Source organism: Salipiger sp. (genome assembly GCF_059781815.1).
In genome coordinates, this window is the sequence record NZ_JBYNAH010000138.1 from 1 (window position 1) to 11,963 (window position 11,963).

11 protein-coding genes are annotated in these 11,963 nt (G+C 67.2%); 4 read left to right on the plus strand and 7 right to left on the minus strand.

Annotation, left to right across the window (positions count from 1 at the left end):
• Window positions 1-245, minus strand: a 245-nt coding sequence (locus AC6RA4_RS15815; RefSeq protein ID WP_500161923.1) for a hypothetical protein, incomplete at its 3' end; no start/stop codon positions are given.
• Between the two features lie 154 nt (window positions 246-399).
• Between AC6RA4_RS15815 and AC6RA4_RS15820 the strand changes: the two genes are divergently transcribed.
• The 3 genes from AC6RA4_RS15820 (at window position 400) to AC6RA4_RS15830 (ending at window position 2,922) form a co-directional block, all read left to right on the plus strand.
• Window positions 400-1,617, plus strand: coding sequence for an NADP-dependent isocitrate dehydrogenase (locus AC6RA4_RS15820; protein WP_500161925.1), 1,218 nt, complete (start codon window positions 400-402; stop codon window positions 1,615-1,617).
• Between the two features lie 114 nt (window positions 1,618-1,731).
• Window positions 1,732-2,172: a hypothetical protein gene (locus tag AC6RA4_RS15825; RefSeq protein ID WP_500161927.1), complete on the plus strand. Its 441-nt coding sequence runs from the start codon at window positions 1,732-1,734 to the stop codon at window positions 2,170-2,172.
• A gap of 129 nt (window positions 2,173-2,301) precedes the next feature.
• The gene (locus AC6RA4_RS15830; RefSeq protein WP_500161929.1) at window positions 2,302-2,922 is read left to right on the plus strand and encodes a YitT family protein; all 621 of its coding nucleotides are present in this window, start codon (window positions 2,302-2,304) and stop codon (window positions 2,920-2,922) included.
• 57 nt (window positions 2,923-2,979) lie between these two features.
• On the opposite strand, the gene AC6RA4_RS15835 is transcribed toward AC6RA4_RS15830, so the two are convergent.
• From AC6RA4_RS15835 to AC6RA4_RS15860, 6 genes are all read right to left on the minus strand, one after another.
• Window positions 2,980-3,213 carry an EF-hand domain-containing protein gene (locus AC6RA4_RS15835; RefSeq protein WP_500161931.1) on the minus strand — a complete coding sequence of 78 codons (234 nt, stop codon included), beginning with the start codon at window positions 3,211-3,213 and terminating at the stop codon, window positions 2,980-2,982.
• Between the two features lie 275 nt (window positions 3,214-3,488).
• The gene (locus tag AC6RA4_RS15840) at window positions 3,489-4,382 is read right to left on the minus strand and encodes a fructose bisphosphate aldolase (RefSeq protein ID WP_500161933.1); all 894 of its coding nucleotides are present in this window, start codon (window positions 4,380-4,382) and stop codon (window positions 3,489-3,491) included.
• A 103-nt stretch (window positions 4,383-4,485) separates the two neighbouring features.
• The gene (locus AC6RA4_RS15845; protein WP_500161935.1) at window positions 4,486-5,838 is read right to left on the minus strand and encodes a cytochrome P450; all 1,353 of its coding nucleotides are present in this window, start codon (window positions 5,836-5,838) and stop codon (window positions 4,486-4,488) included.
• Complete coding sequence (locus AC6RA4_RS15850; RefSeq protein WP_500161938.1) at window positions 5,835-7,091, minus strand: hypothetical protein; 1,257 nt, start codon at window positions 7,089-7,091, stop codon at window positions 5,835-5,837. The genes AC6RA4_RS15845 and AC6RA4_RS15850 overlap by 4 nt, the downstream gene beginning before the upstream one ends.
• A gap of 74 nt (window positions 7,092-7,165) precedes the next feature.
• Window positions 7,166-7,918 carry a cytochrome c biogenesis CcdA family protein gene (locus tag AC6RA4_RS15855; RefSeq protein ID WP_500161940.1) on the minus strand — a complete coding sequence of 251 codons (753 nt, stop codon included), beginning with the start codon at window positions 7,916-7,918 and terminating at the stop codon, window positions 7,166-7,168.
• 150 nt (window positions 7,919-8,068) lie between these two features.
• The gene (locus AC6RA4_RS15860) at window positions 8,069-11,029 is read right to left on the minus strand and encodes an Rne/Rng family ribonuclease (RefSeq protein WP_500161942.1); all 2,961 of its coding nucleotides are present in this window, start codon (window positions 11,027-11,029) and stop codon (window positions 8,069-8,071) included.
• Window positions 11,030-11,517: 488 nt separating this feature from the next.
• Between AC6RA4_RS15860 and AC6RA4_RS15865 the strand changes: the two genes are divergently transcribed.
• Window positions 11,518-11,943, plus strand: coding sequence for an OsmC family protein (locus AC6RA4_RS15865; RefSeq protein WP_500161944.1), 426 nt, complete (start codon window positions 11,518-11,520; stop codon window positions 11,941-11,943).
• The last annotated feature ends 20 nt before the right edge of the window (window positions 11,944-11,963 follow it).

Genomic DNA, 11,963 nt, shown 5'->3' on the forward strand with positions numbered 1-11,963 from the left:
GTGTCGAACACCGCGAGCGCCCCTAACGGCGCGGTCACCGGGCCGAGCGCCCGCCCGCCCGCCAACGCGGCCAGCGCCGGCGCGCCGACCGACCACGGTGGCGCGATGATCAGCACAGGCGCGCCGGGGCTTTGCGGCACCGGGCCAAGGGCCGCCGCCAGCGTGCCGCCGACCCCGACGAGGAGCAGAAGCGCGATGAGCGCAGCATCGAGACAAAGGCGGAAACGCATGACCATGGCCCGCATCTAGCAGCCCACTCCTTTCCATTCCCTTACCATCCGCCCAAATTTCCCGCAGCGCCCGTCACATTTTGTATACCGATGCATACCATTCTTTCCAAAGTTGCGAATCTGGGCTAAGGCGCGTCATGCTGCACGTGCAAAACGGAAAGGGACCTGCATGTCGAAGATCAAGGTAGACAACCCGATCGTCGAGATGGACGGCGACGAGATGACCCGCATCATCTGGGACTTCATCAAGAAAAAGCTGATCCTGCCCTATCTGGATCTCGACCTGCTCTATTACGATCTCGGCATCGAGAGCCGGGACGAGACCGACGACCAGATCACCATCGACGCCGCCGAGAAGACCAGGGAGATCGGCTGCGCGGTGAAATGCGCCACCATCACCCCCGACGAGGCGCGGGTCGAGGAATTCGGTCTCAAGAAGATGTGGAAATCGCCCAACGGCACGATCCGCAACATCCTTGGCGGCGTAGTGTTCCGCCAGCCGATCATCTGCCGCAACGTGCCGCGCCTGGTGCCCGGCTGGACCCGGCCCATCGTCATCGGCCGCCACGCCTTTGGCGACCAGTACAAGGCCACCGACTTCCACTTCCCCGGCGCCGGCAAGCTGACGATGAAATTCGTGGGCGAGGACGGCACGGTGATCGAGAAGGAGGTCTTCGATGCCCCCTCCGCCGGCGTCTACCAGGCGATGTACAACCTCGACGCCTCGATCATCGATTTCGCCCGTGCCTCGTTCAATTACGGGCTCTCGCTCGGCTGGCCGGTCTATCTCTCGACCAAGAACACCATCCTCAAGGCCTATGACGGCCGCTTCAAGGACCTGTTCCAGAAGGTCTTCGAGGAGGAGTTCGAGGAGCAGTTCAAGGCCAAGGGCATCTGGTACGAGCACCGGCTGATCGACGACATGGTGGCCTGCTGCATGAAGTGGAACGGCGGCTTCGTCTGGGCCTGCAAAAACTACGACGGCGACGTGCAGTCCGACACCGTGGCGCAGGGCTTCGGCTCGCTCGGCCTGATGACCTCGCAGCTGATGACGCCCGACGGCAAGATCGTCGAGGCCGAGGCGGCGCATGGCACGGTGACCCGCCACTACCGCCAGCATCAGGCCGGTCAGGCCACCTCGACCAACTCCATCGCCTCGATCTACGCCTGGACCGGCGGGCTAAAGCACCGCGCCAAGCTCGACGGCAACACCGCGCTGATGGCCTTTGCAACCACGCTCGAGAAGGTGGTGGTCGAAACGGTGGAATCGGGCTGGATGACCAAGGACCTGGCGCTGCTGGTGGGGCCGGACCAGAAATGGCTCACCACCATGGGCTTTCTCGAAAAGGTCGACGAGAACCTCAACAAGGCGCTCGGCACGCTCTGACCGCTTCTCCGGCACGCGGCATGGCCGGCCCCGTTCGGGGCCGGCTTTCGTTTGACCGGTGGCGGCCTGCGTGAGAGCCTGAAAGCGGTGTATTCCCAAGTTCAGGTCATTCTCATGCGATCGCTTTTTCTCTCTGGCGCCCTGGCGCTTCTGGCGACCCTGCCCGCCTCGCTCGCCCATGCCGACTGGACCCTGTCGCAGGGCAATGGCAGCGCCGCCATGTCGCAGCAGGCCGGCGCCACCAAGATCACCTTCTTCTGCACCCGTGCGCGCCCCGACCGGCTTCAGGTCTCGTTCGATCCGTGGCCGCAGCCGGCAGGCAACGCGATGCTGTGGATCACCCTGCCCGACGGGCGCAACGACCGGCAGCCGATGACCGTGATGGCCCGCGACCGCGCGCTGAGCGTCACGCTGGTGACCTCGTCTCTGGTGCTCGAGCACCTGCAGCAGGCGGCGTCGCTAGGCTTTGACATCGACAGTCGCGAGATCGCCCGAACCGATGCCAAGGGCACCGGCGCCTTCCGCCTCGCGGTCAAGGAACAGTGCCGGTTCTGAGCCTCTGCGACCGGTGCGGGCCGCCCGCGCGACAGCTTTCGCCCATGAAACGCGCGCCCGCCCCGCGGGCCTCCACGTGGCGCCACGGCCCATCTTGACCGCGCGCGAGCGGCGCGGCATGGCAGACCCATGCTGCTGCTCCAATCCCCCCCGCCCGACCGTCACACCTTCTGGGAAGACCTGCAGGCCATCCTCGTCGGCACCACCCTCGTGGCGCTGTCGATCCAGTTCCTGCGCGCCTCCGAGCTGTTCACCGGCCAGATCGCCGGCCTGTCCCTGGTGCTCTCCTATCCCAGCGGCCTACCCTTCGGCGCGATCTTCTTCCTGCTCAACCTGCCGTTCTACCTGCTGGCGATCAAACAGCTGGGCTGGCGCTTCACCATCAAGAGCTTCCTGTCGGTGGCGCTGATGTCGGCGATCGCCGAGGGCCTGCCGCTGGTGCTCACCATCAATCACCTGCACCCGGCGCTCGGGGCGACGCTGTCGGGGATGCTGGCGGGCGTCGGCCTGTTGATGCTGTTCCGGCACGGTGCCACGCTCGGTGGCGTCGGCATCGTGGCGCTCTGGGCGCAGGACACCAAGGGCATCAAGGCCGGCCACGTGCAGCTTGGCTTCGATCTCTGCGTGTTCCTGCTGGCGCTGTTCCTGTTCGACTGGGAGCGCGTGCTCTGGTCGCTTCTGGGCGCGCTGGTGCTCAACATCCTGATCACCGTGAACCATCGCCGCGACCGCTACATCGCGCGCTCCTGAGGCCTTACGGTCCGGGCAAGAGGCCGCCCCCGCGGGGAGACGGGAGCGGCCACGCGGTCAGCGCCCCTCGGCCAGAAGGCCGTCTTCGCGCGCTGCGACGATCTCTTCCGAGCCCAGAAGCCCGTCTCCGTCGCGGTCGAGATAGAGGAACGTGTCGATCGAGATCTCGGGCCAGACCGCCTGCACCTCGTCAAGCGTCAGCACGCCGTCGCCGTTCACATCCGCCGCTTCGGCGGCAAGGACGGGCGACGCGCCGGCAAGGGCGAGAACGATCAGGGACAGGCGGGGCATGGGCGGATCTCCGGTCGGGGGCAAGGGTTGAGTGCCCGCACCCTCGCTGCATCCGCCGCGCCCGGACAGCCCTCACCGCCCGGAGCCCGAAAACGCGCAGAGGCCCGCCGGAACCGCCCGGGCGGCCGCGCGGCGCTCCGCCACTGTGCCGCGACCAGCGCCTCGACGGCGCCACCCCGCCGAGCCGCAAGCGACTGTCCGCGCGTGAAAAAACGCGCCGGGCTGCCCCGACGCGTCATCATCTTGCAAAGGCCCGAAAGAGCCTGGGGCGTCGCTCAGAGCGAGGCCTGGTAGATCTTGTCGATATTGCTGCCGAGCAGCGCGTTGAAGTCGTCGTCCGACTGCTTCTTCGACAGGCCCTCGGCCAGCGCGCGGCTGAAGGAGGCGATCATCTTCGGCTGCTTGGCGAGCTTTTCGCAGGCCACGTCGGTCGAGTAGCCGCCCGAGAGCGCCACAACGCGGACCACGCGCGGGTGATCGGCAAGGGAGTCGTAGAGGCCGTCGATAGTCGGGATGGTCAGCTTCAGCATGACGTCATCGCCTTCCGGCAGCGTGTCGAGGTGCTTGGCGATCTCGGACTTGAGAATCTCCTCGGCCTCGGCCTTGGTGGGCGAGTTGATGTCGACCTCGGGCTCGATGATCGGCACCAGACCGGCGGCGACCACGGTCTTGCCAAGTTCGAACTGCTGGTCGACCACCGCCGCGATGCCCTCGGCATTGGCCTCGTGGATCACCGAACGCTCCTTGGTGCCGAAGATGCCGAAGCTCTCCTTGGCTTCCTTGAGCAGATCCTCGATGCCGGGCATCGGCTTCATCAGCTGAACGCCGTTTTCCTTGTCGGCGAGGCCCTTGTCGATCTTCAGGAACGGCACCACGCCGCGCTTTTCCCAGAGATACTGCGCGGTCGGAATGCCCTCGATCTCGGCGCGCATGGTGCGCTCGAAGAGGATCGCGCCCAGCACCTTGCCGTCGGTAAACTCCGGCGCGGTGATGATGCGGGTGCGCATCTTGTGGATCTCGCCATACATCTCGGCTTCGCCGTTGTACTCGTCTTCCTCGACGCCGTAGAGCTTGAGCGCCTTGGGGGTGGATCCGCCGGACTGATCGAGCGCGGCGATGAAGCCCTGCCCCGTCGCCATCTTCTGTTTCTGGTCTTCGAAAACGCTCATGAGGAACCCTCTCCCATGCTGAAAATGCCTGTTGCCAAAGGCATATCCCAAGGCATTTCAGATGGGTAGGCGTAAGAGACAGGTTTAACGCTAACGTTCGGCGCTAACGTCGCTCAACCTGCAGATGGATGCCGTCGCGGGCGCGCACGGTCAAAAACGCCACCGGTTCGGGTACGCTCTCCGGCAATGCGGTGAGCCTCAGGTCGCGCAGGATCAGCGACAGCATCAGCACGCCCTCGACCATGGCAAACCCCGCCCCGGTGCAGACCCGCGCCCCGGCAGAGAACGGCATATAGGCCTCGCGCGCGCAGCTGCGGCCATTCTCGGTGCCCCAGCGCGCCGGGTCGAACCCGTCTGGATTGTCCCAGAGCCTTGCGTGGCGATGCTGGTGCCACGGGCTCAGGACGATCTGCGCGCCCTTTGGCACGTCGCGCTCGCGGAAGCGCTCCGGGCAAGTTGTCTCGCGCACCATCATCGGCACCGGCGGATAGAGCCGCAGCGTCTCGCGAAACACATCGCGCGAGAGCCTGAGCCTGGCGATGTCGGAGAACTCGGGCGTGTCGCCCAGCAGCTGCGCCTCCTCGGCCAGCCGCTCCTGCCACTCGGGATGCGTCGCCACGAGGTAGAGCGCCCAGGCCAGCGCCGAGGCCGAGGTCTCGTGCCCGGCAAGGAAGAAGATCGCCACCTGGTCGACCATCTCCTCGGTCGAGAAGATCTCGCCGGTCTCGGGATCGGCGGTGGTCATGATCTTGGTGGCGAGATCGTCCGGCGCGGTGCCGGCCTCGATCTCGGCGCGGCGGCGCTCGCAGAGCGCGGTGATCAGCGCGCGGATGCGTTTCGCCGCCTGCTTGGTGTCGGCCCGGAAGAAGCGCGGCATCCAGCGCGGCAGCGGCAGGAAGGCGGCGAGGTTGAGGATCGGCTGGGTGCGTTGATAGGCGCGGAACTCGTGGAAGACCTGCGCCGCAAGCGCGTCCTCGATCGGGATCGAGAACAGCGTGCGGAAGATGATGTCAGCGGCGGCGTGGCTGGTCTGCTCCTCGATCTCCACCGTCTCTCCGGCCCGAGCGGTCAGACGCGCCAGCGCCGCCTGGCTCGCCGCCCACATGGCGGGATAGGTCTCGCGCAGGCGCCCGCCCTCGAAGGCCGGATCGATGATGCGCCGCTGGCGCTGCCACTGCGCGCCGTTGGTGAGAAAGACGGACTCGCCCAGCAGCGGCCGCAGCCCCTCGGAGATGCGCTCGGATTTGGGGAAGTCCAGCGGGCGCTCCTTCAGCACGGTGGTCACCAGGTTGGGCTGGTTGACGAGGTAGGAGCGGAAGAACGGCGTGCGGAACTCGGCCATCCACGCGCGGTAGAGCCGCTCGGGCTGGGCCGAGAGCAGGTCCTGCCGGAAGAGCCTGAGGTAACGCCATAGCGAGACCTTGTCGGGGCGGGAGGCGGGCTTCGGCGGGATCATGGCGCGGTCGAGGTGAATTTCGAGACCGGCACGTCGATGCGGCTGGCCGAGGGCGGGCGCGCGGCGTAGCGCGTGGCGAGGCTGAGCGGGCCGGCGGTGATCTGGAAGTAGTCGTAATCGCGCGGCGCGTCGAAGGCGCAGAGATACTGGAAATGCAGCCGGAAGAAGCGCCAGCGCAGCGCCTTCCAGCGCGCCGGGCTGAGCGCCCGGGTGAACTGGGCCGAGAACACCAGCGGCCAGCGTTTGTCCTCCGGCGCCACGCCCGAGACCGCGACCGGATCGCAGAGCGCGAAAGCGCAGCCGTCGCCGGGGGCGGTGACGTCGACCCAGGTGATCTCGTCCCGGGCCGAGAGGAAGGCGAGATCGGCGCGCAGCCGCCAGGCGTCGCGCAGGAAGGACACCATCGGCACCACCTGCCCGAGGCTGAGAAACGCCAGCCGCGGGCCTCGGGCCGGCACGCGCCCCTGCCGGATCAGGTCGGCGAGGATCGAGACTGCGAGATGCGCGCCCGAGCTGTGGCCGACCACCAGCACCTCGTCGACCTCGTCGCGCAGCGCGGCGGCGATGGCGTCGGTGAACTGCGCCATGCGGGCCTCGAGCTCGGGCGGGTTGGCGCCGCGATGCTGCGCCGAATAGGCGTAATCGTGCATCAGGTAATAGGCGAAGAGCTTGCCGTCCTTCGCCTTGAACCAGCGCAGCAGCCAGACCGCCGCCGCGATCCCCGCGATGCCCCCGCCGATATCGGCGAGGACGCCCAGCCAGGGGCGGAGGAGCCCCGCCGCCGAGACCAGCGCCCAGATCAGCAGCAGCGCCAGCCCGAGCTGGCCCAGCAACATGCCCACCGGGTAGAGGGCCGCGATCACCGGCCCCTTGCGCAGCCGCATCAGTCGCCGCAGCGCGCCGGTGGCGATGTATTCCCACGCGGTTCGGACAAGCTGGAGATAGGTGGCGGGGATGCTGTTCGACATGCTGCCGCGCACGATGTCGGACCAGACCAGCACCTCGACCTGCGCCGCGACCTCCGCACCATCGATCCGGGCCGCGACCTGCCAGCCGTAATGGCCCCCGCCCGCGCCCGGTTTCAGCGCGATCTCGTAGCCCGAGATCCGCGCCTGCTTGGCGCCTTCCTTGCGGTAGAGCTCGCGGTAGCGGCGCGGGTGGATGGGATCGTAGCCCGGGATGTAGAACACCCGGCGCCGCCTCACCTCCTGCGCCACCTGCGGCGCGCTTGCTGCCTGCGGGTCGTTGCCCATGATCCCTGCCCTCTTTTCGCGATCCTGTCGCTAACAGGCCGCGAGGGCAAGACTAAGGCCGGATCTTGGCCGCCTCAGCCCAGCTCCCCAAGCGCCGGGAAGGTCTCGAGCAGCCAGAACGAGAACGCCGAGAACGCGCCGGTGAGGAGCGCGAGGCCCACGGCGATGAGCAGCACGCCCATGACCTTCTCGATCAGCCCCATGTGGCGCTTGAGCCGGTTCATCACCCCCATGGCCCGGCTCAGGAACACCGCCGCCAGCAGGAACGGCAGGCCAAGCCCCGCGGCGTAGACCGCAAGCAGCGCCGTGCCGCGCGCCACCGAGCCCTCGGAGGCAGCCATCGACAGGATCGCGCCGAGCTGCGGCCCGATGCAGGGCGTCCAGCCGAAGGCGAAGGCAAGCCCGAGGATATAGGCGCCGAAGGCCGAGCCGCCGGCATCGCCGGTCTCGATCCGCGCCTCGCGGTCGAGGAAGGGAATGCGGAAGACGTGCAGGAAATGCAGGCCGAAGACGATCACCACGACGCCCGAGATCCGCGCCAGCAGGATCTGGTTCTGCAGGAAGAACATGCCCAGCCATGACGCGGTGAAGCCCAGCAGCACAAAGACCGTGCTCAGCCCCAGCACGAAGAACAGCGCGGCGGTGAAGGCGCGCAGCCGGGCGCGGCCACCGGCCTCCATCTCGGCGATCGAGACGCCGGACATGAAGGCGAGATAGGGCGGCACGATGGGCAGCACGCAGGGCGAGAGGAACGAGATGATCCCCGCGGCAAGCGCCACGAACATGGCCGGCAGAAGGCTGGCGTCGATGAGGTCGATTCCGAACATATGCCTTCGATAGAAGATAACCCGGCCCGCGTCACGCGGCGCAGGGTCACATCCCCGTAGGCGGGCTGAAACCTGGCCCCGCCGCAGCAACGGAAAACGGCCCCGGAGGATCTCCGGGGCCGTTCTTGTCATCCGTACTGCGGGTCAGGCTCAGCGCCCGATCGACCACCAGCCGCGGCGCTTGGGCTTGTCATCGGCTTCGGCCTCGCCGGCCTCGGCGGGCTCTGGCACCGGCTCGGGCTCGGGCTCGGGGGTCTCTTCCGAGACCTCCTCCGCCGCTTGCGCAGCGTCCTCGGCCAGTTCCGGCGCGGGCTCGGCGGCCTCGACCGGCGCGGGATCAGCGACCGGCTCGGCTTCGACCTCCGCCGCGACAGGCGCGGCCTCTTCGACCGGCGCGCTCGGCATCTCGGCCTCGGCGCTTTCTGCGACCTCTGCCTCGGGCTGGGCCTCGACTTCGGAGGCGCCTTCTGCCTCGGGCTCGGGCGCGGCCGTGTCCTCGACCGCGGGCGCGGGCGCCTCGACCACGGCGGCGCCGGTGGTCTCTTCGACGGGCGCATCTGTCGCCTCTACAGCGGGCGCGTCCTCGGAAGCGGCCTTTTCCGTCACGGCATCGGCCTTGGGCTTGCGCGAGCGCGACCGGCTGCGGGTCCGCTTGGGCTTGGCCGGTGTCTCGGCCTCCTCCGCCGCGGGCGCGGCCTCTTCGGTCACGGCCTCGCCGGCCTCCTCGGTGGTCGATGCGTCAGCGGCCTCGTCCTTGCCGGACTCGCCGTTGTCGTCATCACCGTTCTCGGAGCCGTTCTCGCCCTCGCCGTTCGACTTCTTCGAGCGCGAGCGACGGCGGCGGCGGCGGCGCTTCTTGGGCTTGCCCTCGTCATCGCCATTGTCGCCATTGCTCTCGGAGGAGGTGTCCGCCTCGGATCCGGTCGCACCGGTCTCCTCGGTCGTCTCGTCCTCGTCTTCCTCGGCGGCAGCATCCTCGTCGATCTGGTCCATCAGCGAGGTGTCGACCGAGACCACCGGCGCCACGACCTCGGGGACGTTGCGGGTGGCGGTCTTGAACTTCTCGAGGGTGAAATCGGGCGAGACGAGATGCAGGTCGCCTTCGATGCGCACGGCCATGCCGTAGCGTGCCTCGATCATCGCGACATGCTCGCGCTTCTGGTTCATCAGGTAGTTGGCGATGCCCACAGGCACCTTGACCAGAACCTCGCGCGAGCGGCGGCGGGTGCCCTCTTCCTCGATCTGGCGCAGGATGTTCAGCGCCATGTTGTCGTCGGAGCGGATCAGGCCGGTGCCGTGGCAGGCCGGGCACGGCTGCGTGGTGGCCTCGATCATACCGGGGCGCAGACGCTGTCGCGACATTTCGAGCAGACCGAAGCCCGAGATCCGGCCCACCTGGATGCGGGCGCGGTCGGTCTTGAGCTTGTCCTTGAGCTTCTTCTCGACGGCGGCGTTGTTCTTGCGCTCTTCCATGTCGATGAAGTCGATCACGATGAGACCGGCCAGGTCGCGCAGGCGCAGCTGGCGGGCCACCTCTTCGGCGGCCTCGAGGTTGGTCTTGAGCGCGGTCTCCTCGATCGAGCCTTCCTTGGTGGCGCGGCCGGAGTTGACGTCGATCGCCACCAGCGCCTCGGTGACGCCGATGACGATGTAGCCGCCGGACTTGAGCTGCACGGTCGGGTTGAACATCGAGCTCAGGTAGCTCTCGACCTGGTAGCGGGCGAAGAGCGGCATCGGGTCGGCGTAATGCTTCACGTTCTTGGCATGGGACGGCATGATCATTTTCATGAAGTCCTTGGCGATGCGGTAGCCGCGGTCGCCTTCCACGTGAACCTCGTCGATCTCGCGGTTGTAGAGGTCGCGGATCGAGCGCTTGATGAGGTCGCCTTCCTCGTAGATCTTGGCCGGCGCGACGCTCTGCAGCGTGAGGGCGCGGATCTGCTCCCACAGGCGCTGGAGATATTCGTAATCGCGCTTGATCTCGGTCTTGGTGCGCTTGGCGCCGGCGGTGCGGATGATCAGGCCCGCGCCCTTGGGCACGTCGATCTCGGCGGCGATCTGCTTGAGCTTGGAGCGGTCGGTGGCGTTGGTGATCTTGCGCGAGATGCCGCCGCCACGGGCGGTGTTGGGCATCAGCACGCAGTAGCGGCCGGCCAGCGACAGGTAGGTGGTGAGCGCCGCGCCCTTGTTGCCGCGCTCTTCCTTGACCACCTGCACCAGCATGATCTGGCGCACCTTGATGACTTCCTGGATCTTGTACTTGCGCGGCCGCGGCTTGCGCTTGGGACGGATCTCTTCCTCGGTGTCGTCGTCGGCGACGGATTCGATGCTGTCTTCGGAGCCGATGTGGTCGTCGCCCTCGTCGGACTCGTCCTCATCGTCAGCCGCGTCGTCGTCGCTGTCATCCGCGTCGTCATCGGAGGCGTCTTCCGACACGGCCTCTTCGACCTCTTCGACCGCCGGAGCGCCTGCGTCTTCTTCGGCGGCCTCGGCGACAGCCTCCTCGCCCGCTTGCGCAGGCTCCTCGGAGGTGGCTTCGGGCGCTGCGACGGTGTCTTCGGCCACTGTGTCGGTTGCCGCGTCGGGCGCCGCGTCAGTGACGTTTTCCGCCGGCGAGGTCGCTGCCGTCTCGTCCGTGTCTTCGGAGATCTCGTCCTCGCCGAGGTCGATGGTCTCCATGCCCTTGATCTCGGCGGGATCCGCCGTGGCGGTCTTGTCCTCCGAACGGGTCTTCTCGGCCCTGGAGGACGAGCGCGACCGCGAGCGCCGCGACCGCGAGCGCTTGGATTTGGGCTGGTCTTCCTCTTCCTCGGCCTCGGCGGCAAGCGCCGCCTCTTCTTCCATCAGGGCCTGACGGTCGGCGACCGGGATCTGGTAGTAATCGGGATGAATCTCGGAGAAGGCGAGGAAACCGTGGCGGTTTCCGCCGTAATCCACGAAGGCCGCCTGGAGCGAGGGCTCCACGCGCGTGACCTTTGCGAGATAGATGTTGCCGGCTAGCTGCCGCTTGTTCTCCGATTCAAAGTCGAATTCCTCGACCTTGTTTCCGTCGACCACCACGACGCGGGTTTCCTCCGCGTGGGTGGCGTCGATGAGCATTTTCTTTGCCATGTTGTCCGTCTGCACGGCGCATGCGCGCTCCTCCCTGGCGGGTGGAGACGGGTTGCGGCGTGGCTTGTCTGGGCGAGTTGCGGCGCGCAGGCACGGGAAGACAATCTGCCTTCGCCCAGGTGCCTCGTCTGCGTCGCACGCGTCATCGCGGTTCTTCTCCGACGCTCGTCCGCTTGTCGCGGTCCGGCGCCTGTTTGCGGCCCGTCGCCGATGAGCGGTCCGGGCGGTCTTCGGTTGGCCTTGCGGCCCGATCGGTCTGCGCCGGGTCCTTTGATGGGGACGCGCCGTCGCAGCGAAACTCTCTCGGCCTCGAACATACGGAGGCCTGACGTTCAGCATAAGGGATCGGCTGTGGAAAAGACAATATGGAATGTGAGCGCCGGCGCAGATGGATCGCCCGCAATGCAACCTCCCCGCCCCAGGACGCGTTGGGTCTGCGAGCGCCCCAATGGGGCAGGACTGCACAGACGCAAGCAAAGGAGCAGAAAATGATCAACAAATCCGCATCGGCGAACTGGAAGGGCGGCCTCAAGGACGGGACCGGCACGATCTCGACCGAATCCGGCGCGCTGGAGGAGGTCAATTACGGCTTCAACAAGCGCTTCAAGGGCGAACCCGGCTCGAACCCGGAGGAACTGATCGCCGCCGCCCATGCCAGCTGCTTCTCGATGGCGCTCAGCATGGTCCTCGGCGAGGCCGGCTTCACCGCCGACGACATCTCGACCAAGGCCGTGGTGTCGCTGGAGAAGAAGGAGGACGGTTTCGCGGTCACCAAGAGCCACCTGACGGTGACCGCCAAGGTGCCGGAGGCGAGTGCCGAGGATTTCGCCAAGGCGGCCGAGACCGCCAAGGCCAACTGCCCGATCTCGAAGCTGCTCGACGCCGAGATCACCATGGACGCGACGCTGGCGTGACCCTCAGGGCCGGAGGGGGC